20 protein-coding genes are annotated in these 19,554 nt (G+C 60.9%); 9 read left to right on the forward strand and 11 right to left on the reverse strand.

The annotated features are described in order from the left end of the window. The first annotated feature begins 42 nt into the window (after positions 1-42). On the forward strand, positions 43-528 hold the full coding sequence (locus ACR0AO_RS21080; RefSeq protein ID WP_480608144.1) for an RNA pyrophosphohydrolase: 486 nt from the start codon (positions 43-45) through the stop codon (positions 526-528). 21 nt (positions 529-549) lie between these two features. Here ACR0AO_RS21080 and ACR0AO_RS21085 read toward each other — a convergent pair whose 3' ends face one another. The 4 genes from ACR0AO_RS21085 to ACR0AO_RS21100 all read right to left on the reverse strand — a co-directional run bounded on the left by ACR0AO_RS21085 (position 550) and on the right by ACR0AO_RS21100 (position 3,650). Beyond that, entirely contained in the window at positions 550-1,113 is a 564-nt protein-coding gene (locus tag ACR0AO_RS21085; protein ID WP_480608146.1) for a GNAT family N-acetyltransferase, read from the reverse strand. Positions 1,114-1,177: 64 nt separating this feature from the next. Next, positions 1,178-2,167, reverse strand: coding sequence for an adenosine kinase (locus tag ACR0AO_RS21090; RefSeq protein ID WP_480608149.1), 990 nt, complete (start codon positions 2,165-2,167; stop codon positions 1,178-1,180). Then, a complete protein-coding gene (gene nth, locus ACR0AO_RS21095; RefSeq protein WP_480608152.1) occupies positions 2,164-2,808 on the reverse strand; it encodes an endonuclease III in 645 nt (214 codons plus the stop codon). The genes ACR0AO_RS21090 and nth overlap by 4 nt, the downstream gene beginning before the upstream one ends. Before the next feature lie 41 nt (positions 2,809-2,849). Further along, complete coding sequence (locus ACR0AO_RS21100; RefSeq protein WP_480608154.1) at positions 2,850-3,650, reverse strand: methyltransferase domain-containing protein; 801 nt, start codon at positions 3,648-3,650, stop codon at positions 2,850-2,852. A gap of 132 nt (positions 3,651-3,782) precedes the next feature. On the opposite strand from ACR0AO_RS21100, the gene ACR0AO_RS21105 reads away from it, so the two are divergent. The 5 genes from ACR0AO_RS21105 to ACR0AO_RS21125 all read left to right on the forward strand — a co-directional run bounded on the left by ACR0AO_RS21105 (position 3,783) and on the right by ACR0AO_RS21125 (position 7,402). Then, a complete protein-coding gene (locus ACR0AO_RS21105; protein ID WP_480608157.1) occupies positions 3,783-4,634 on the forward strand; it encodes a bifunctional helix-turn-helix domain-containing protein/methylated-DNA--[protein]-cysteine S-methyltransferase in 852 nt (283 codons plus the stop codon). A gap of 125 nt (positions 4,635-4,759) precedes the next feature. Further along, the gene (locus ACR0AO_RS21110; protein WP_480608159.1) at positions 4,760-5,008 is read left to right on the forward strand and encodes a hypothetical protein; all 249 of its coding nucleotides are present in this window, start codon (positions 4,760-4,762) and stop codon (positions 5,006-5,008) included. A gap of 199 nt (positions 5,009-5,207) precedes the next feature. Then, positions 5,208-5,879 carry a YiaD family glycine zipper/OmpA-like lipoprotein gene (locus tag ACR0AO_RS21115; protein ID WP_480608162.1) on the forward strand — a complete coding sequence of 224 codons (672 nt, stop codon included), beginning with the start codon at positions 5,208-5,210 and terminating at the stop codon, positions 5,877-5,879. 139 nt (positions 5,880-6,018) lie between these two features. After that, positions 6,019-6,561: an NADPH-dependent FMN reductase gene (locus ACR0AO_RS21120; RefSeq protein WP_480608164.1), complete on the forward strand. Its 543-nt coding sequence runs from the start codon at positions 6,019-6,021 to the stop codon at positions 6,559-6,561. A gap of 37 nt (positions 6,562-6,598) precedes the next feature. Continuing rightward, entirely contained in the window at positions 6,599-7,402 is an 804-nt protein-coding gene (locus tag ACR0AO_RS21125) for an HTD2 family dehydratase (protein ID WP_480608166.1), read from the forward strand. Positions 7,403-7,453: 51 nt separating this feature from the next. Here the strand turns inward: ACR0AO_RS21125 and ACR0AO_RS21130 are convergent, their stop codons facing one another. After that, the gene (locus ACR0AO_RS21130; RefSeq protein WP_480608168.1) at positions 7,454-8,488 is read right to left on the reverse strand and encodes an NAD(P)/FAD-dependent oxidoreductase; all 1,035 of its coding nucleotides are present in this window, start codon (positions 8,486-8,488) and stop codon (positions 7,454-7,456) included. 55 nt (positions 8,489-8,543) lie between these two features. Here ACR0AO_RS21130 and mnmC2 point away from each other — a divergent pair, with 55 nt between their 5' ends. Continuing rightward, positions 8,544-9,209, forward strand: a complete 666-nt coding sequence (mnmC2, locus tag ACR0AO_RS21135) for a tRNA (5-methylaminomethyl-2-thiouridine)(34)-methyltransferase MnmC2 (RefSeq protein WP_480608171.1) — start codon at positions 8,544-8,546, stop codon at positions 9,207-9,209. Between the two features lie 35 nt (positions 9,210-9,244). Beyond that, positions 9,245-10,075, forward strand: coding sequence for a DMT family transporter (locus ACR0AO_RS21140; protein WP_480608195.1), 831 nt, complete (start codon positions 9,245-9,247; stop codon positions 10,073-10,075). On the opposite strand, the gene ACR0AO_RS21145 is transcribed toward ACR0AO_RS21140, so the two are convergent. Then, positions 10,049-12,022, reverse strand: coding sequence for a lytic transglycosylase domain-containing protein (locus tag ACR0AO_RS21145; protein WP_480608173.1), 1,974 nt, complete (start codon positions 12,020-12,022; stop codon positions 10,049-10,051). The two genes, ACR0AO_RS21140 and ACR0AO_RS21145, sit on opposite strands and share 27 nt — an antisense overlap. Positions 12,023-12,157: 135 nt before the next feature. On the opposite strand from ACR0AO_RS21145, the gene dapA reads away from it, so the two are divergent. Continuing rightward, positions 12,158-13,030, forward strand: a complete 873-nt coding sequence (dapA, locus tag ACR0AO_RS21150; protein ID WP_480608176.1) for a 4-hydroxy-tetrahydrodipicolinate synthase — start codon at positions 12,158-12,160, stop codon at positions 13,028-13,030. A gap of 142 nt (positions 13,031-13,172) precedes the next feature. Here the strand turns inward: dapA and ACR0AO_RS21155 are convergent, their stop codons facing one another. The 5 genes from ACR0AO_RS21155 to ACR0AO_RS21175 form a co-directional block, all read right to left on the reverse strand. Continuing rightward, positions 13,173-14,045: a dimethyl sulfoxide reductase anchor subunit family protein gene (locus ACR0AO_RS21155; RefSeq protein ID WP_480608179.1), complete on the reverse strand. Its 873-nt coding sequence runs from the start codon at positions 14,043-14,045 to the stop codon at positions 13,173-13,175. Beyond that, positions 14,045-14,794, reverse strand: coding sequence for a 4Fe-4S dicluster domain-containing protein (locus ACR0AO_RS21160; RefSeq protein WP_480608182.1), 750 nt, complete (start codon positions 14,792-14,794; stop codon positions 14,045-14,047). The genes ACR0AO_RS21155 and ACR0AO_RS21160 overlap by 1 nt, the downstream gene beginning before the upstream one ends. Further along, positions 14,791-17,610: a molybdopterin oxidoreductase family protein gene (locus ACR0AO_RS21165; protein ID WP_480608184.1), complete on the reverse strand. Its 2,820-nt coding sequence runs from the start codon at positions 17,608-17,610 to the stop codon at positions 14,791-14,793. The genes ACR0AO_RS21160 and ACR0AO_RS21165 overlap by 4 nt, the downstream gene beginning before the upstream one ends. Before the next feature lie 87 nt (positions 17,611-17,697). Continuing rightward, entirely contained in the window at positions 17,698-18,708 is a 1,011-nt protein-coding gene (pta, locus tag ACR0AO_RS21170; RefSeq protein ID WP_480608186.1) for a phosphate acetyltransferase, read from the reverse strand. Further along, positions 18,705-19,451, reverse strand: a complete 747-nt coding sequence (locus ACR0AO_RS21175; RefSeq protein ID WP_480608189.1) for a sulfite exporter TauE/SafE family protein — start codon at positions 19,449-19,451, stop codon at positions 18,705-18,707. The genes pta and ACR0AO_RS21175 overlap by 4 nt, the downstream gene beginning before the upstream one ends. Positions 19,452-19,554 lie beyond the last annotated feature (103 nt).

Genomic DNA, 19,554 nt, shown 5'->3' on the forward strand with positions numbered 1-19,554 from the left:
TCGCTTGTTACAGAGGGCCGACCCAATGATCAGAGACCGAGCATGACACCTGAAGAGATCGCCGAACTGCCCTATCGTCCCTGCGTCGGGCTGATGCTGATCAATGCCGAGGGCAAGATCTTTGTCGGCCAGCGCAACGACCGCCACGCCGAGGCCTGGCAGATGCCGCAAGGCGGGGTGGACAAGGGCGAAGCTCCCCGCGACGCTGCCCTGCGCGAGCTGTCGGAAGAAACCGGTGTGACCGCCGATCTGGTCGAGATCATCGCCGAAACCGACGGCTGGCTGACCTATGACCTGCCCCACGACATCGTGCCGCATATCTGGAAGGGGCACTATCGCGGACAGAAACAGAAATGGTTTCTGATGCGCTTCACCGGCGCCGACGATCAGATCGACATCGAATCCGACCACCCGGAGTTCACCCGCTGGAAATGGCAGGAGCCCGCTCGTCTGATCAAAGAGATCGTGCCATTCAAGCGCGAAGTGTATGAACAGGTGGTCGCAGTGTTTGAGAGATATCTAAGTTAGAAAACCACGGTCGACGCGGGCTCACCTGTCTTTGTCTGCATGCATAACGCTGTATTTGCCCACATTTTGGGGCTCAGGATGGCGCCAGATTTGCATGGCACCCAGTATCGGGTGTCGAAACGCCCTCTCATACCTTGCGCCCAGGCGCTGAGCCAATGCAAAAGATCGGGGATTGTCTTCCAGAATGAGACTGATTGCGGTTGTCCAAGCTAGGGTCGAATATGCAAATTCTCGAGCCGCGAGTGAAGCTTCGAAGGCTATACCCTTGCCCTCACCTTTCGCAAAAACAGACCAAGCTACTTCAGGCTCCGGCCAACCTTCAGGAAACCAAAGACCCACAACACCGAGAGGTTCGTCGGTGGCGCGGTCGGCTACAACCCATCGGCCAAAACCGCGAAGAATCCAGTGACCGAACAGTTCGCCGAACTGGCCGTAAGCCTCGGAACGTGAAAAGGGGCCACCGACGCCTCTCGCTCGATCCGACATGCGGAACTCGACGTACGGCTCGTAATCCGATGCGAGCGGCGAACGTAGCCGCAAACGTTCGGTTTCAAGCACCGGGATATTTGCGATATGCGGTGCCATTTCTTCCCAATTTTCATTGGTATCCTAGCACCATTGGCAGCTTCTGACTACGTTCCCATCAGTCTCAAAGCAGCCCCTCATCACGCAGCAGTTCCAGCACATTCGTCTCGGGTCTCGGACCGACATGGCTGATCACCTCACGGGCGCAGACGTTGCCGATGCGGGCGCAGGTTTCCAGATCCCGGCCCGTGGCCAACCCAAACAGGAACCCGGCGGCGAACTGGTCGCCGGCGCCGGTGGCGTCCACGGGTACGATCTTTTCGACCGGCACGTCGATGCGGGCGCTACCGTTCAGCACGGTCACGCCGTCTCCGGAACGGGTGCAGACGACCAGCGGGCAGATGGCGGCCGTTTTGGCCAGAGCCTCTTCAAGGTCATTTGTCACGAACAGAGACTTGATCTCGTCCTCGTTGCCGATCACGAAATCCAGTTCGTTTTCGATCAGCGACAGGAAATCGGCCCGGTGCCGTTCCACGCAGAACGGGTCGGAAATGGCGATGCCGGTTTTGCCGCCGCCGTCGCGGCAATCCCGCGCGGCCTCCAGAAACGCGGTTTTGCCCTTGTCCTTGTCGAACAGATACCCTTCGAGGAACATGATCTGGCTGTTGCCCGCCACTTCGCCCGGTACGTCCGTTGAACTGAGTTCCGAGGAGATCCCCAGATAGGTGTTCATCGACCGCTCGCCGTCGGGCGAGACAAAGATCATCGACCGCGAGGTCGGCAGTTCTCCTCCCGACACTGGCGGGTTGACGAAATCGACGCCGTCCTCGTTCATCGCATCGGCATAGAAATGTCCCAACGCGTCGTCGTGTACCCGTCCGATGAACGCGGCTTCCAGCCCCAGCGCACCTGCTCCGGCGATGGTGTTGGCAACCGACCCGCCGGGCGTCTGCAGCCTGTCGTCCATCGCGCCATAAAGAACCTCTCCGCGCTCGCGTTCGATCAACTGCATGATGCCCTTTTCGATCCCCATGAGTTCGAGAAAGTTGTCGTCGGCATGGCTGATGACATCGACAACAGCATTTCCGATGCCGACGATCTGATAGGTTTTCATAAGTTTTTATCCTCAAATTGGCACAGGTCGCGAATGATACAGGTACCGCACATCGGCTTGCGCGCCTTGCAATGGTAGCGGCCGTGCAGGATCAGCCAGTGATGTGCGTGTCGCTGGAAGTCGGTTGGAATGTTGTCCTCGATGGCGCGCTCGACCGCGTCCACGTCCTTTCCGGGGCAGATGCCGCTGCGGTTGCCGACGCGGAAAATGTGGGTGTCCACAGCCTGCGCCGGGTAATGCCACCACATGTTCAGAACCACATTGGCGGTCTTGCGCCCGACACCCGGCAACGATTGCAGCGCCGCGCGTGAGTTGGGCACCTCGCCGCCATACTGTTCGACCAGAATACGGCTGAGTTTGATGACATTCTTGGCCTTGTTGCGGTAAAGCCCGATGGTTTTGATATGCTCGATCAGGCGCTCTTCGCCCAGCTCCAGCATTTTCTGTGGCGTGTCGGCGATCCTGAACAGCGCGCGCGTCGCCTTGTTCACCCCGACATCTGTGGCCTGCGCGCTCAGCGCCACGGCCACGACCAGGGTATAGGCGTTCACGTGTTCCAGCTCGCCCTTGGGCTCGGGTTCGGCAGAGTGAAACCGGGTAAAGATCTCGCGGATCGTGTGATAATCGAGTTGCTTTGCCATCCGGGCCTTAATGCCGTGTGCTGGTCACAGGGTAAAGGGCGTCAGGGGCGGGTTGCGGCAAAGAAATGTGCTTCCTGCGGCACAATGAACACGCCATCCTGCGCATATGGGGCAAGGCGGGCGGCGACGTCCTCTATAACCAGATTAATCGCGGCCTCTCCCTTGTCGCGCATGTCCTGTTCGACAGGCAAAGCAAGCACCTGAGCCCTCAGGTCTTCGAACCGGCGTTGCAGCACGATGCTATCATGGGTGGCAACAGAGTAACCTGAATCCTGCAACAAAGCGGTGATCACGTCGCCATCCCGGAACGAAAACGGTGCGCGGGCCTTTTGCGCCGCATCGTCGCTGACATGCGCTGCCAATGCTTCGGCGAGCGCGTTGTTGAAAGGCGAGATAGCGCGCCAGCACGTAACGCTCAGGCGTCCGCCCGGTTTCAGCACCCGGTAAATCTCGATCAACGCTGCGGGTTTATCTGGAAAGAACTGCAACCCTTGCTGGATGCAGGCCAGATCAAAACTCTGGGCTTCAAAAGGCAACTCCGTAACGTCTGACGCCACCCATTCCAACTTGTGATCCGTCTGCGTCGTCAGGGATTGCGCGACATCAATCATCGACTGGTTCAAATCCGCTCCGACTACACGGCCCTGTCCTGGCAAATGCTCCAATAGGGCGCGCGTTAACGCTCCGGTCCCGCAGGCAACGTCCAGAACATGCCCGTTGACGGGCAATTCCAGGCGCGCGACCGTGGCCTTGGCCAGCGGGCCGAACATCGCGGGTACGGAATGTTCCTGATATTTACGGGCCGCTGCATCGGACAGGCGAAAGGCATCAATCGATGACATGGGAAAGCTCCTGAAATGATACACGGTACCAAGACTCAGGTATTTCGACAAACCGGAGGCGGGTTGCGCAGGTTCCGGGTCGCTCTGAACGTGTGAACGGGGTAAAGATCAATGTAACGAAAGAGGTGTGCCATGAACGTCCAGAACCCCGAGTCCGGTTATCATTACAACGTCATGCGACGGGCGATCGACCTGATCGATCAGGGCGGTGAGACCCTCAGCCTCGAGGAACTGGCCCGTCAGATGAACATGAGCCCTGCACATTTCCAGCGTCTGTTCTCACGCTGGACCGGGGTGTCGCCAAAGCGTTATCAGCAATATCTGACGCTCGGCCATGCCAAGGCCTTGCTGCACGAACGCTTTACCACGCTGGAAACCGCGCACAATGTTGGCCTGTCCGGCAGCGGTCGGTTGCACGATCTGTTCATCCGGTGGGAAGCCATGAGCCCCGGAGACTACGCCCGCAAGGGCGAAGGGCTGCGCATCTTCTGGGGATGGTTCGAAAGCCCCTTTGGCCCGGCACTGGTCATGGGAACCAGCAAGGGGATCTGCGGCATCGGTTTCGCCGCCGAAACCGGTGAAGAGGCGGCGATGGAAGATCTTCTGTCCCGTTGGCCCAAGGCCGAATTCGTCGAAGATCCGATGCGCCTGCGGCCCTGGGTTCTGAGCGCATTTGGCGCGGAGAGCGACCGGATGGAGCCGACGCCGCTCTACCTGATCGGCGCGCCCCTGCAGATCAAGGTTTGGGAGGCATTGCTGCAAATCCCGACCGGGCATGTCACCACCTATTCCGAAATCGCCGGATCGATCGGCGTGCCGCAGGCGGTCCGGGCCGTGGGCACCGCCGTCGGGCGAAACCCGATCAGCTGGATGATCCCATGCCACCGGGCACTTCGCAAGTCCGGCGGGTTGGGGGGGTATCACTGGGGGCTGCCGGTGAAACGGGCAATGCTCGCCTACGAGGGTGCACGGGCCGACGCCTAGCTACATTTGTGCCGCCTTGCGCACAATGGCTTTCCAATTTCTAAAAACTTGAAAAAATCCGGACAATGGGTATCGTTTCGGCACTCTGCACGAATATGGCAGGCTTATAGAGGAGAGCAGTACAAATGCCGAACAACCCTCAGCTACCGGACAATGTGGATTTTGATCCGTTTGAATTCGCCACCGAGGCTCAGCCTGGCTGCAGTTGGGGCGAATTGACAAGTGATGCAATCGCGGACGGTTTTGATCAGGGGGCGCACGCCTCGGATCCAAGCGGTGATGGTTTGGGCCCTGAAGAGCGCGTTGGCCTGGCCAATGTGATCGAGCAGGGCAACCTGCACGCGACCTGCGAGTTCATCATGGATATCGCCTGATACAGTCGACCCAAAGCGACAGACGATTTGAAGACACCGGGCGCCCTCAATCTGATGAGGGGCGTAGTGGGGAATGTTTACTTGGGCGGGGAATCGCCGATCTCACCGGATTGTGGCTTGAGCTTGCCAATGTGGGCCGTGATATAATGAGGCAAACAATACAATCCCGAAGATGGGGTCTTGAGCAGAAGGTGATTCCATGACGATTTCCAGATATGTTTTTGCGGCAACGCTGAGTTCCGCAGTGATCCTGAGCGCGTGCACCGACCCGCTTACCTTGAGTACACAGACCGACCCGAACCAGAACACCAAGCAAGGGGCTTTGATCGGCGGTATTCTGGGGGCCGGGATCGGGGCAATCGCTAACGATTCCGATCCGGGGCTTGGTGCGCTGGCCGGTGCCGCCATCGGTGCCGCCGCAGGCGGGGCGATAGGCTATGACCTTGACAGGCAGGCCGCTGAACTGCGCCAGCAACTGGCCAATGACGGGATCACGATCACGAATACGGGCGACCGCCTGATCGTGTCGGTGCCCAACGACATCACCTTTGACACTGACAGCGCCTCGGTACGCCCGGCATTGCGTTCGGACCTGCAGAAAGTGGCGCAAAACCTGCAGAACTATCCCAAGTCGAATGTGCAGATCATCGGCCACACGGACAGCGACGGTGACGCGGCCTATAACCAGGGGCTATCCGAGCGCCGCGCCAACGCGGTGGCCGACATCCTGCAAGCCGGTGGCGTGAGTTTTGCCCGGATCACCACCATCGGGCAGGGCGAAAACAATCCGATCGCGTCCAACCTCACCCCGCAAGGCAAGGCGCAGAACCGACGGGTGGAAATCGTCATCGTGCCGACGCGTACCGGGTGACGCGAGGCTGCGCGAGTTTGACCGGGGGCTGCCATTGGCGGCCCTTTTTCATTCGCACATTGCCTGCGCGTAAGGTGGGGTTTGGTTGCGAAGCATCAGCGGTTATGTGTTGAATAACGAAATTTAGGGGCATCCCATCATGTCTGAACCCGTCCTGCTTGGCCTCGCCGGATCGTTGCGGCAAGATGCGACCAACCGCAAGCTCATACGCGAGGCCGCCCGGCTGTTCGGGCCTGGCACCTTTATCGAGGCAGATCTGAATCTGCCGCTTTACAATGGCGACGACGAGGCAGCCATAGGCATTCCGGACGCGGTTCAAACGCTCGCGGACCAGATTGCTAAGGCGGATGCGGTGATCATCTCGACGCCGGAATACAACAAGGGCCCGTCGGGGGTTCTGAAGAATGCTCTGGACTGGGTCAGCCGGACCGAAGGCAAACCCTGGGCCGACAAGCCAGTCGCAGTGATGTCGGCGGCGGCAGGCCGGGCCGGGGGCGAGCGCGCGCAGATGATCCTGCGCGCCTTCATGGTGCCGTTTCAGACCCGACTTTTGCAGGGGCCGGAGGTGCATCTGGCCAACAGCTCCGCAGAGTTCGACGACGCCGGCCGTCTGACCAGTGCGCAATACACCAGGTCGCTGCAAACGCTGATGAACAAGCTGCGGGCCGAAGCGGGGCATTGACTTGCCCGGCGGACCGGTGCCGCCTAGTGTCTGCGGCATGGCCAATAGTGTTTCGCGGGAAATCCTTGAGGATGTGATGGACCCGGCCCGCGCCGCAGCGTTCGAGGCGGCGCTGGGACGGGTGCCAGTGACTGCCGTGGGGTCGGTTTTGCCGCCGTTTTTTCATCAGCTCTATTTTTGGGCTCCACGCCCGCCCGACTGGCTGGGCCGCGACGGGCATCCGAAGGTGGGCGACGGATTGATCCCCGATATGGGCCTGCCGCGCCGTATGTGGGCGGGGGGGCGCTTGCGGTTTGCCAGCCCGCTGCGTGCAGGCATCGTGGCGGAACGGCGGTCGGTGCGGGAAAGCGCGATCACCAAATCGGGGCGTACCGGCCCTCTGGCATTTGTGACGCTCAGACACGATATCCGGCAGGAAGGCAACCTGTGCCTGACCGAGTGGCAGGATCTGGTCTATCGCGAGGACCCGGCCCCGGACGCGCCACGCCCGTATCCGCCCGAGGCGCGCAGGGATGAGACCGACAGGCGCGGGGTCAGTTTCGATTCCACGCTGTTGTTCCGCTATTCGGCGCTGACCTTCAATGGGCACCGGATACATTACGATCTGGATTACGCCCGCAACGTCGAGGGCTACGCCGGGCTGATGGTACACGGACCGTTGCTGGCACAGCACCTGATGTTGCTGGCCCAGGAGGTCATTGGTCCGCTGAGCGGCTTTTCCTTTCGCGCCTCCTCTCCGCTGATGCATTTCGAGCGGGCCGAGCTGTGTCGGAACGGAAATGACCTTTGGGTGCGGGCCCCGGACGGGCGCGAATGCATGCGCGCGCGGGCCGAGACCTGAACCGTCAGCTTTCCGGCCCCATTTCTCGGGGCGGGCACGGCGTGGTGCACCCTAGAGCGAGGCCTCAGGCCGGAAATCCTCGGGGATTGCGTCGTTGCCTTCAAGGATCAGATCGGCCATCACCTCGGCCACTTTCGGAGCCATGCCAAAGCCGATCTTGAAGCCGCCATTGGCGATGAACTGGCCTTTGTGCAGCGGGTGTTCTCCCAGCATTGGCGCGCGGCTTTTGCTGCGGGGACGAACCCCGGCCCAGCGTTCGATCACCTCGGCCCCGTGCAGGACAGGCACCGCCCGCATGGCGCGTTCGATCACATCATCCAGGGCGCTGTCGGTGCTGGCCGGATCGTCATAATCGCGCTCCGACGTCGACCCGATCGCCAGAGTGCCATCGGCGTGCGGCACGATGTGGATGGCATCCGCGAAGATCTGCGGCACATCACCGGCATGAAACCTGAGCAGGGCCGACTGACCCTTGACCCCGTTGCCGACCGTCTTGCCAAAAGCCCGGCTTAGCTCCTGCAGGCCGGCGACACCTGTGGCATGCACCACTCGTCCCGCATCGGCGGCTTCGGCCATCACTTCGATTCCCATGACGGACAGCGCCGCGATCAGCGCCGCGCCCGCGCGCCTTGGGTGCATCCGGGCGCTTAGCGTGTCTTGGATAACATGCCCCGTTGCACTGGGCGGGCACCAGGCGCCGATCTCGGCGACGGGTACCACCCGCCACTCGGCCTTTCCCTGCCACAACTCGCGCGCAGTTGCTTCGCGTTGCCGCGCGAGGTCCAGCGAACGCATGTCGGCAATCGGTTGAAGACGCCCCAGCCGGCCATAGCCAGGCGAAACGCCACCCGTCGCCTCGACCTGTTTCCAATAGGGTTCCGCCATGATCAGGCTTTCGAACTGAAACGCCTTTTTGGCGTTCCAGTTTTCGGGGACATGTGGAGCCAGTGCGCCGACAAGGCCGCCGCTCGATCCCGCGCCGGGACCGAACGGGTCAATCACCTGCACCTTCGCCCCGCGCCGCGCGCAGGTCCACGCGATGGAGAGGCCAAAAATTCCGGCACCGCGAACCGTCACATCGACCATTGCCAATTCCCCATTCCTTGTTCAGTGTCGCGCCGCCTTGCTACAGGATAAAACGATGGCAGACCAGCGCGCCAAACTGACGTGGACCGAGGACGCGGTGCCCGTGTCTGAGCGGTTCGACGACCCTTATTTCTCGCTTCAGAACGGTCTGGAAGAGACCCGTCACGTCTTTTTGGCGGGAAACGACCTGCCTGCCCGTTTTGCACCCGGATTCAGGATCGCGGAACTGGGGTTTGGCACCGGTCTCAACATGCTGACGGTCTGGTCGGAATGGGAGAGGTCGGGGCAGACCACACCTTTGCGCTTTACCAGCTTTGAGGCCTTTCCGATGGCTCAGCCGGATATGGAACGCGCGCTGCGCGCATTTCCCGAACTTGCCCCGTGGAGCAGCCGGTTTCTGGCACAGTGGCGGGGGGGGACATGCGATCTTGGCACCCTGAGCCTCGAAGTGATCGAGGGCGATGCGCGGCGGACGGTATCCGGTTGGGCGGGAATGGCCGATGCCTGGTTTCTGGACGGGTTTTCCCCCGCCAAGAACCCGGAATTGTGGGAGCCGGATTTGTTGACCGATGTCGCAAACCAAACAGCACCCGGCGGCACGGTTGCTACTTTTACCGCAGCGGGCTTTGTCCGCCGGGGGCTGGAAGCGGCGGGGTTCACCGTCACGCGTGCGCCCGGCTTTGGCCGCAAGAGACACATGACGCGGGCCATCAAAGCGTGACGCAAAAGAACAACATTCCTGCGGGCATCGCCCTGATGATCGGCGCGACCATCGTTTTCGCGCTGCAGGACGGTATTTCACGCCACCTGGCGGGAACTTACAACACCTACATGGTCGTGATGATCCGCTACTGGTTCTTTGCGGCCTTCGTCATCACGCTGGCCGCGCGGGCGCCGGGCGGTGTGATGCTTGCCGCGCGCACGAATCAGATCGGTCTGCAGATTTTTCGCGGTCTGCTTTTGGCTGGCGAGATTTGTGTCGCCGTTTTCGGCTTTACGGTCCTGGGCCTGATCGAAAGTCAGGCGGTGTTCATCTGTTATCCGCTGCTCGTGGCGGCACTGAGCGGCCCGGTGCTGGGCGAAAGCGTCGGTTGGCGGCGCTGGGCGGCGATCGGTGTTGGTTGCGTGGGGGTTCTGATCATCCTCCAGCCTGGCATAGGCGTGTTCAATCCGTGGGCTATCGTGCCACTGATTTCGGCCCTCATGTTTGCGCTCTACGGACTCTTGACGCGATACGTCGCACGCCAGGACGGCACTGCAACCAGTTTTTTCTGGACCGGAATTTCCGGGGCTGTGGCGATGACGGCGTTCGGCATGTGGTTCTGGGAACCGATGAGCAGCCGCGACTGGCTGTGGATGGCCCTGCTGTGCGTGACCGGGGTGGCGGGGCACTGGCTACTGATCAAATGCTATGAAATGGCCGAGGCCAGTGCGGTCCAGCCCTTTGCTTATTTCCACCTGATCTGGGCGTCCATTCTGGGCATCACGATATTCGACGAAACGCTGCGCACCGCCGTGATCATTGGCACCGGATTGATCGTCTCCGCCGGGCTGTTCACCCTATGGCGCGAAAGACAACAGCGTTGAACCGACAAGTTCCTGTGAGAACGGAATTGGCAGGGCCGGCTTGCCCAGCCGCGCGCGATAGACCGGCAAGCTTTCCGCGACCCGCATGACATAGTTGCGAGTTTCGGAAAACGGGATGTGTTCGATCCAGTCGATGACGTCGATCTCTCCGGCTCTAGGGTCTCCGAACCGCTCCATCCACGAGACCGGACGTCTTGGCCCGGCGTTATAGCCCGCAGCCATCATGACCACGTTGCCGTCAAGATCGGCGGCCAGACCGGCCAGATAATTCGCCCCCAGCTTGGCGTTGTATTTCCAGTCCGAGGTCAGCCGGTTCGTCTTGTGACCACCGAGAATGCCCAGATCCTGCGCCACGATCTTGGCGGTGGCGGGCATCACCTGCATCAGACCACGCGCACCGGCGCCACTGATAACAATCGGGTCGAATTCACTCTCGCGGCGGGCGATGGCAAGGGTCATCTCTTTGGCCATCGGCAACCCCAGGTCGGCGACGGGATGCAGCGGATAGTAGGCGGCGGGCAGCACTATTCCGGTTTGCGCAGCTCGCTTGGCGATCATCACTGCAACATGCGGCTCGCCCATCTCAAGCGCCATATCCCCCAACTGAGCGGCCTGCGTCGCGTCAAGGCTTTCCACCAGATGTGTCAGAAAACGCTCGGCCAGGTCGCGCTCTCCGGCCTGCAGCAGCAGCAGCGCGGCCTCCAGAACGCTGGAGTCGGCAAACCCCGCCTGCTTCCAGTGCGGCGCGCGCCGCGGCTGAGCCAGATCGGGGTCGAAAGCGCGGCCAATCCGTTCGGCGGCAAGCAGGCCATAGAACGACGTCTGGTGATCGGCGCCCATCGCATAGGCGTCATAGGCCTTGTCGGCATCGCCGGTCTCGGCATAAGCCCGTCCCAGCCAGTATCCGGCGCGTCCGACCGAGATCGGCGATTCTACCGCATCGGCGAAATTCCGGAAATGGCGAACGGCGGTGTCCGCATCGTTCAGCTTGCGCAAGGCGATGAAACCGGCGAGCCATTCCAGATCGGCATAAGCATATCCCATGCCCGGGGTCATGTGATGGCGGGAGGCGATGTCATAGGCAACCCTGTCTTCGCCACTGCGCATCTTCAGCCGGGCCAGACGGGCGCGTCCTTCGGCCCATTTCGCCGGCTCACCCAGCGCGTCCGGGCTGGTCGAACGGTGCAACATCAATTCGATGGCGCTGTCATCCAGTTCCTTGCGGTCGCGCCAGACGAACCGTTCAAATGCCAGACCGGGAGAGTCGGCCAGTGACTTGGGAACGGCGGCGATGCGGGCATCGACGCCCGGAGCCCTGTTGCGCAAGTCGATCCGCGCCTGGGCCAGCTTGCGCTGATCCTCGCCGACCACCAGCAGCATCTGTTTGGCGCTGATCAGGTGGCCGTCCCATAGCATACGGTCAAGCCGTGCCTCGTGGTGGGGCCTGAGCAGATTCGCGAAATTTTCCAGATAGTCCTTTTGCAACCCCGATCCCATCGGCATCGTGCGCCAGGCCATGACGATATCCGCCTCGGCATCGCCGCGCTGGCCTTTGGCCATCAGCGCAACCGCATGGTTCAGCGCTCCCTCGGCCGTTTGGGGCGGGTTGCGGTCATAGAACTTCAATACCCGGTCCGGATCGGCATTGGTAAATGACGGCTCGCTCTGTCGCCGCAGCCAATCGAGGCCGGGCCAGTCGGCACGGCGGTTGAGAAAGACCAGAGCGTCGCCCGACTCGCCATATCCATTGCGCAGCCAGTGCCACACGATGATGTCGCGAGCGACCGACCCGCGCTGTCCGGCGACCCTCAGGGCTTCGTTCCAGTTGTCGTCCCGCATTTCAGCCAGCGCCAGACGCAAATCGTCCACGGTTCCTGCCCGCACAGGCCCTGCCAGGGCCATACAGTACAGAATCGCCGCCATCAGGGCTTTCAGAACGCGTGTCATCCCTTGCAATTCCCGCCAAACCAAGGATACAGCCATTCACGATAAACCGTGCGGCGGCAGGATCAACTCACAATCCTTCCAATGCACATTTTCTGCGGTCCGTCCGCTCATGTTGACACTTTGGGAGCACACTCCATGTTCAAAGGCTCAATGCCAGCCCTCGTCACCCCGTTCCGCAACGGCGAGTTGGACCTGGACACGCTCAAACACCTGGTCGAATGGCAGGTCGAGCAGGGCTCGACCGGGCTGGTTCCCGTGGGCACCACCGGCGAAAGCCCCACGCTCAGCCACGAAGAGCATGAAACCGTGATCTCCGAAGTCGTCAGGGCCTCTGCGGGCCGGGTGCCGGTGATCGCGGGGGCAGGCTCGAACAACACCGTCGAAGCCATTCGCTTTGTTCAATTTGCGAAAAAGGTGGGCGCAGATGCGGCGCTTGTGGTGACACCTTACTATAACAAGCCGACTCAGCGCGGCTTGCTGGCGCATTTCAATGCCCTGCATGACTGCGCCGATATCCCGATCGTGATCTATAATATCCCGGGCCGTTCGGTGGTGGACATGACCCCCGCCACCATGGGCGAGCTTGCCAGGCTTCCCCGCATCGTGGGTGTCAAGGACGCGACCGGCGATCTGGCCCGCGTCAGCCAGCAGCGCGCGGCCTGCGGCGCGGATTTCTGCCAGCTGTCGGGCGAGGACGCCACCGCGCTGGGCTTCAACGCGCATGGCGGCGTCGGCTGTATCTCGGTCACTGCAAATGTGGCCCCGAAACTGTGTGCCGAATTCCAGCAGGCAACGTTGGAAGGCGACTATGCCAAGGCGCTCGACTATCAGGATCGGCTGATGCCCCTGCACGAGGCGATCTTCATCGAACCGGGTCTCGTTGGCGCAAAATATGCGCTCAGCAAACTGGGCCTGTGCAACCCCGAGGTACGCTCGCCCCTGACCACACTGGAAGATAGCACCAAAGCCTCCATTGATGCGGCCATGGGCCATGCCGGCCTGATCTGATCCGTATCTCCGGGAAAAAACGGGCAGCCCCGATTCCCCGGGCGCTGCCCTTTTTCGTGTAACCTGATCCGGCTTCATCTGGCCGGAAATATCCCGGGGGTGAATTGAGCCGAAGGCTCAAGAGGGGGCTAGCCCCCTCTTATCAGCGTTTGCCGTAATACAGCCCGACGACATGTTCGGCTTGCGCAAAGAACAACCAGCGCGATACGGCGACACCCACCAGATGCGAAGCCACTGCCAGCAGCGCCAGCGCATGACTGAACGGAAGCAGCAGCAGAACCAGAGGCAGCAGGAAAGCAAGCGCAAAGGAGATGCCGCGCAGTTTTTCCGCATGTTTGCGGGCGACGACATAGACGAATTCCCGCAGCAGATAGTTGCTTCCGGTGTGGGGCGGTTCAAACGCCCGGACAGCGCCGCGCGCACCCAGACCTGTGGCCGTGCCCAGGTCGGTTCCCGATGTTTCAAGCGCCTTGTCGCCCTGCCGCCAGTACAGGATCTGCACGAGTGCCGCGACCAGTAAAAGCACCCTTGCCAATCCAATCTGACCGGCCAGCAATGCGCCACCTGCCAGGCTGAAGGCCAGGAACATGACCGGTGTCAGTTTCATGTTCCAGCGTGGAATGGTCTTGAGCTGGGTATATATCATCGCCGTGGTGAATACGGTTGCCAGAGAGAATAGAGCCCCGAGAACACCCAGAACGCTCCAGCGCTGATCAAGAAATACGACGCCGATGGCATATAGCCCCATCAGCAGCAACGCGATTACCGAGCACCAGCCTTCGCGGCTGAGCCAGCTTGATTTCCATTGTGAAAATGCCTTGAGGGCGCGCTCGGGATGCCCGAGGTGGAATGTCGCGGCCATCAGCCCACCGATGGAGAAGCCAAAGCCGATTGCGAAAAGCGCAAAGGCCACCCAGCCGGACACGTCCGGAATACCAAGCCCCAGAAAGAACAGCAGGCCAAAGCCCAGACCCGAAAGGGTGGTGAAGATGATGACGGAAGGGGCGGGATGCATCAGAGTTTCTCCAACGTCTTGTCGAGCCAACCGAGGAAGCCTTTGGGCTCTTCGGCCACGGGTGCCAGCAGCGGTTCCAGGATGTCGATCTGAGCTTCGACCGTATCCTTGGGGCGCGGAGGCAGGTACTTGTTGACGGGTTTGGTGCCCATTTCCGGCATCAGATCCATGCCGCCGCGTTCGGCGACCAGTTTGCTGACATCGCTGTCGGGAACGCCCAGATCGCCGAAATGCCGCGCACCGGCGGGGCAGGTGCGTACGCAGGAGGGGATGCGGTCCACCTCGGGCAGGTTCTCGTTATAGATGCGGTCAACGCAGAGGGTGCATTTCTTCATCACCCCTTCGGCGATGTCCAGCTCGCGCGCGCCGTAAGGGCAGGACCAGGCGCAGAGACCACATCCGATGCAGTTGCTTTCATTGACCAGCACGATCCCGTCCTCGGCCCGTTTGTAGCTGGCGCCGGTCGGACAGACCGTGACACAGGGGGCATCTTCGCAATGCAGGCAGGATTTGGGGAAATGGATCAGCTGGGCGTGACCCTGCTCGGGCTGCACCTCGTAGGAGTGAACCCGGTTCAGGAACGTGCCCGAGGGGTTGCCGCCATAGGCGTCCTGATCCGACAGCGGTGCGCCGTAGTTTTCGGTGTTCCAGCCTTTGCAGGAGATCACACAGGCGTGGCAGCCGACGCAGGTGTCCAGGTCGATGACCAGACCCATCTTGCGGTCTGTGGATTGGGGGAGCTGGGTCATTTGCCTACCTTCCACGTCAGATTTTTGGGGCCGGTGCCAACGGGTGATATGATCGGCTCAAATGCGGGCTGGCTTTGGTCATCGGCGGGCGCTTTGGCTTTTTCGATTTTCACCTTCAGATCGAACCATGCGGCCTGACCGGTGACCGGGTCGGAATTGGCCCAGCGCAGCCCGTCGCCCTTGGCGGGCAACAGCTCGTGGATCAGGTGATTGAGCAGGAAGCCCTTGGTCGCCTCGGGTGCATCGTTCTGCAGGGCCCAGGCACCCTTGCGCTTGCCGATGGCATTCCACGTCCAGACGGTGTTGTCGTTCAGCGCCGCCATCTCCATCACCGGCACGGTGATTTCGCCATGCGGAGAGCTGACCTTGGCCCAGTCTCCGTCCTTCAGGCCATGTTCGCGCATCAGCCTGGTCGGAACATAAAGCGGATTGCGCCCGTGCAACTGACGCAGCCAGGCATTCTGGGTGCCCCAGCTGTGATACATCGCCATCGGGCGCTGGGTGAGGGCGTTGACGGTGAAGCCTTCGTTGCCGGTCTGATCGGTTTCATACCAGATCGGTAGCGGGTCCAGTTGCTGTTTGATCCGCTCACGCAAGTGATCGGGCGGTTGACGGTCGCCATGACCTTCGGCAGCCAGCTGGAATTTGCGCATCGGTTCGACATACAGCTGGAACAGATAGGGCTGCGGGCTGTCATAGATACCCATCTGAACCGCCCAGTCCTGGTAGGCGGTGTTCCAGGGTTTGTAGTAATCCGCTCCCTCGGGGATGTGGCCAACCCAAAAGCCGCCGTTTTCGATATACCGATCCAGCTGCTCCGGGTTGACGGCGCCGCGGCCATCCTGATCGCCCTGTTCGCCGCGGAAGCCGGCCAGCGGCCCGATGCCGGGGCGGCGTTCGTGGTTGACGATATAGTCGCCGTAATCGGCATATTTCTGGCTTCCGTCTTCATTGACGAAACCCGGCAGGCCCAGCCGTGCGCCAAGATCACAAAGTGCCGACTGGAAGCCCTTGACGTTCCGGTCGGGCTCGATCACGGGCCAGCGGATTGCATCGGCCGCTGCGTCCGCTTCGCAGATCGGGCGATCCAGCAGCGAGATACAGTCGTGCCGTTCCAGATAGGTGGTGTCGGGCAGGATCAGATCGGCATAAGCCACCATTTCCGAGCTGTAGGCATCCGAGTAGATGATGTGCGGGATCACATAATCGCCGTTTTCATCCTTGTCCGTCAGCATTTCCATGACGCCCTTGGTGTTCATGGTCGAGTTCCAGGACATGTTGGCCATGTACATAAACAGCGTGTCGATCTTATAGGGATCGCCCGCATGAGCGTTCGAGATCACCATATGCATCAGCCCGTGGCTGGACATCGGGTTTTCCCAGGTGAACGCCTTGTCGATCCGGGCGGGACTGCCGTCTTTCTTCAGTGCAAGATGTTCAGGACCGCGAACAAACCCAAGGTGAGGACCATCCAGAGGGCCACCGCATGTGACACCCACGTGGGGAACCGGGTGCGCCTCGACCGGTTTGGGATAGGGCGGCTTGAACCGGAAACCACCGGGCACCTCGACCGTTCCAAGCAGGATCTGCAACACGTGCAACGCCCGGCAGGTCTGAAACCCGTTGGCATGGGCCGACACGCCGCGCATCGAGTGCATCGCAACCGGGCGGCCGATCATCTTGCTGTGTTTTTCGCCCCGGAAATCGGTCCATTCTTGATCCAGTTCGAACGCCTCATCAAAGGCCACGCGCGCCAATTCGCCCGCGATTGCGCGGATGCGGATGGCGGGAATGCCGCATTGATCGGCAACATTCTCAGGTGCGTATTCGTCGCTCAGATAGCGTTCGGCCATTAGATGGAAGACCGGGCGGTGGATAACGCCATCTGCCTCATAAGTGGCGGACAGATCCGGGCGCACGCCGGGCTTGTCAAACGCCGTCAACTCGCCGGTCACACGATCGACCACCAGCGGTTTGTCGTCCCCGTCGCGCAGGAACAGGCCCTTGTCAGGTCCTTCGGCTGCATTCACCAGAACCGGTGCGTTCGTATAGCGGCTGAGATAGTCCAGATCGATTTTGCCCGCCTTCATCAGCACATGGATCAGCGACAGGATGAACAGACCATCGGTGCCGGGCGTGATCCCGACCCACTCATCGGCCACCGCGTTATAGCCCGAGCGGATCGGATTGACGCCGATCACACGCGCGCCGCGCTTCTTGATCTTGCCCAGGCCGATCTTGATTGGGTTGCTGTCATGATCTTCGGCCACGCCAAACAGCATGAACAGTTTGGTGTGGTCCCAGTCGGGTTGACCGAATTCCCAGAACGCACCGCCCATCGTGTAGATGCCGCCCGCAGCCATGTTGACCGAGCAGAACCCGCCATGGGCAGCATAGTTCGGTGTGCCGAAATTCTGCGCCCAAAAGCTGGTAAAGCTCTGGCTCTGGTCGCGGCCGGTGAAAAACGCCAGTTTTTCGGGGTTGCTTTCCCGGATCGGCTTTAGCCAGCCGACAGCAATGTCATAGGCTTCGTCCCAGCTGATCTCTTCGAATTCACCGGACCCACGCGGTCCGACCCGTTTCAGCGGCGCCTTCAGCCGCGACGGTGCGTTGACCTGCATGATCCCGGCAGAGCCCTTGGCGCAAAGAACACCTTTGTTGACCGGATGATCGCGGTTGCCCTCGATATAGGCAACCTGGCCGTCTTTCATGTGAACGTTGATGCCACAGCGGCAAGCGCACATGTAACAGGTGGTCCGCCTGATTTCGTCCGAAACTTTGGGGGAGGTATCGAGGATCGGCTGTTGATGGGGCATTGGCAGGTCCTGTCGGTTGGTTCGGGCAGAAGATGTATTTTTTTTTCAGTTTTGAAAACAGAGTTCCTTGGAACTGAGGTTTTTTAGTTATTCTGTTCCGGAAGCTTGCAGAATTGTGACGGCGATGATCTGGGTCACATCTCCGGCGCTGCATCCGCGTGAAAGGTCGTTGGCGGGTTTGGCAAGGCCCTGCATCACCGGACCTATGGCGGAATATCCCCCGATGCGCTGCGTGATCTTATAGGCGATATTGCCGGCGTCGAGATTGGGGAAGATCATCACATTCGCCTTTCCGGCTACGGGTGAGCCGGGCGATTTCCGCGCGCCGACCGGCTCGACAAAGGCGGCGTCGAACTGCAACTCGCCATCCGCTTCCAACTCGGGTTGAGCCTCGTGTAAAAGCCGTGTTGCCTCGGTCACCTTGTCGACTGCGGGGTGTTTGGCACTGCCCTTGGTGGAAAAACTGAGCATGGCGATCTTGGGGTCCTGGCGCAGCAGGGCGCGGCAGGATCGGGCCGAGGCCGTGGCAATCGATGCCAGTTCGGTGGCGCTTGGGTCGATGACGAGGCCGCAGTCGGAATAGAGCATCGCCCGTGCATCCGCGTTGGTATTTTCCGGCGGGTACATCAGGAAAAAAGATGAAATCATTCCCGCACCGGGTGCGGTTCCGATGACCTGAATGGCGGCGCGAACGACGTCCCCGGTGGTATGAACCGCGCCGCCGACGGTGCCGGTTGCGCGGCCTGTCCGAACCAGCATGGCGGCATAGACCAGCGTGTCCTGAGCGGCTTTGCGGGCTGCAGCCTCATCCACGCCTTTGTGTTTGCGCAACTCGTGAAACGCCGAGGCGAATTCAGGTGTCAGATCGGACGTGAGCGGATCATGAATCGTCAGGCCATTGCCCGTTGCCGCGCCTTCGGCCTGCAAGGCCGCTTCGACATCCTGGTATGGGCCGACCAGAATGATGTCGGTCAAGTCTGCCTTATGTGCCGCCAGCGCACCGGCGACGATACGGGGATCGCTGCCTTCGCTCATCGCGACGACCGGGCGAGCGGCCGGAGGGTTCTGGCGCAAAAGTTCGATGGGGGACAGTGTCATGCCAAAACCTTTATGATGTTGAGGATCGAGAAAACCGAAAGCATCAGAATCACGAATTTACGGAACTGGGATTGCGATGTTTTCGAGAACCGGTGGGTTCCGGCCCATATGCCAAGCCCCAGGATCGGAAAAGCCAGAACGACCCCAATCGCCGTATCCGAAGATACGAGGCCATTCGCAGCCATGACCGGCAGCGTCATCAGGTCGATTCCGGTCAGAAACACGATCATGGTTGCCCGGAATACGGCCGCCGGGATGGGTTGGGCCGTCATGAATGCCGCGACCGGCAATCCGCCAACCCCGGCGCTATTGGCCATTCCGGCGCAAATGCCGACGCCGATATGGCCGGGGCGGCCGATCGGCCGTTTGAATTGCCAGCCGCTCAGCAAAACAAGGCTGAGGACAAGGATCAGGCACGATATGGCAACCCGTGCTTCCTGTTCGCCCAGCCGCGCCATGACATAGACCGCCGGAACGACGGCAATTCCTGCTCCGGCCAAAAGCGCCAGCGCCCGCCGCCAGTCGATATCCGGGCGAATGCCCCGCGCCTGAAAGGCAGTCATCAGGATTTCGCAGGAAAACACGACTGGGATCAGCGGAAGCGGATTGGTCGTCAAAGCCGAGAGTATTATGAAAATCGCGGAGAACCCGAAACCGGAATACCCGCGAATAAAGGCCGCCGCAAACAGCGCGGCGGCCAGAAAGCCCCCTTGGCCCAGTGAGAGGTCAAAGGGAAGGGTCATGTATCAGACCTGTTGCGGCTTCATGTCTGCCTTGTCGATTCCGGCCACTCGGACCGGGTTTTTCATCGCGTCGCGGCGGAAGGGTTCGCCCAGTTCCTGGTTG

The sequence above is a fragment of the Ruegeria sp. AF8 genome (assembly GCF_056541825.1).

Bases quoted from the DNA above. Each gene is read 5' to 3' on its own strand.
- dapA (WP_480608176.1), top strand. From the start codon at position 12,158: ATGTTCAAAGGCTCAATGCCAGCCCTCGTCACCCCGTTCCGCAACGGC.
- ACR0AO_RS21175 (WP_480608189.1), bottom strand. From the start codon at position 19,451: ATGACCCTTCCCTTTGACCTCTCACTGGGCCAAGGGGGCTTTCTGGCC.
- ACR0AO_RS21140 (WP_480608195.1), top strand. From the start codon at position 9,245: ATGATCGGCGCGACCATCGTTTTCGCGCTGCAGGACGGTATTTCACGC.
- mnmC2 (WP_480608171.1), top strand. From the start codon at position 8,544: ATGGCAGACCAGCGCGCCAAACTGACGTGGACCGAGGACGCGGTGCCC.
- nth (WP_480608152.1), bottom strand. From the start codon at position 2,808: ATGGCAAAGCAACTCGATTATCACACGATCCGCGAGATCTTTACCCGG.
- ACR0AO_RS21125 (WP_480608166.1), top strand. From the start codon at position 6,599: ATGGCCAATAGTGTTTCGCGGGAAATCCTTGAGGATGTGATGGACCCG.
- ACR0AO_RS21080 (WP_480608144.1), top strand. From the start codon at position 43: ATGACACCTGAAGAGATCGCCGAACTGCCCTATCGTCCCTGCGTCGGG.
- ACR0AO_RS21155 (WP_480608179.1), bottom strand. From the start codon at position 14,045: ATGCATCCCGCCCCTTCCGTCATCATCTTCACCACCCTTTCGGGTCTG.
- ACR0AO_RS21120 (WP_480608164.1), top strand. From the start codon at position 6,019: ATGTCTGAACCCGTCCTGCTTGGCCTCGCCGGATCGTTGCGGCAAGAT.
- ACR0AO_RS21085 (WP_480608146.1), bottom strand. From the start codon at position 1,113: ATGGCACCGCATATCGCAAATATCCCGGTGCTTGAAACCGAACGTTTG.
- ACR0AO_RS21090 (WP_480608149.1), bottom strand. From the start codon at position 2,167: ATGAAAACCTATCAGATCGTCGGCATCGGAAATGCTGTTGTCGATGTC.
- ACR0AO_RS21130 (WP_480608168.1), bottom strand. From the start codon at position 8,488: ATGGTCGATGTGACGGTTCGCGGTGCCGGAATTTTTGGCCTCTCCATC.
- ACR0AO_RS21110 (WP_480608159.1), top strand. From the start codon at position 4,760: ATGCCGAACAACCCTCAGCTACCGGACAATGTGGATTTTGATCCGTTT.
- ACR0AO_RS21165 (WP_480608184.1), bottom strand. From the start codon at position 17,610: ATGCCCCATCAACAGCCGATCCTCGATACCTCCCCCAAAGTTTCGGAC.
- ACR0AO_RS21115 (WP_480608162.1), top strand. From the start codon at position 5,208: ATGACGATTTCCAGATATGTTTTTGCGGCAACGCTGAGTTCCGCAGTG.
- ACR0AO_RS21145 (WP_480608173.1), bottom strand. From the start codon at position 12,022: ATGACACGCGTTCTGAAAGCCCTGATGGCGGCGATTCTGTACTGTATG.
- ACR0AO_RS21100 (WP_480608154.1), bottom strand. From the start codon at position 3,650: ATGTCATCGATTGATGCCTTTCGCCTGTCCGATGCAGCGGCCCGTAAA.
- ACR0AO_RS21105 (WP_480608157.1), top strand. From the start codon at position 3,783: ATGAACGTCCAGAACCCCGAGTCCGGTTATCATTACAACGTCATGCGA.
- ACR0AO_RS21160 (WP_480608182.1), bottom strand. From the start codon at position 14,794: ATGACCCAGCTCCCCCAATCCACAGACCGCAAGATGGGTCTGGTCATC.
- pta (WP_480608186.1), bottom strand. From the start codon at position 18,708: ATGACACTGTCCCCCATCGAACTTTTGCGCCAGAACCCTCCGGCCGCT.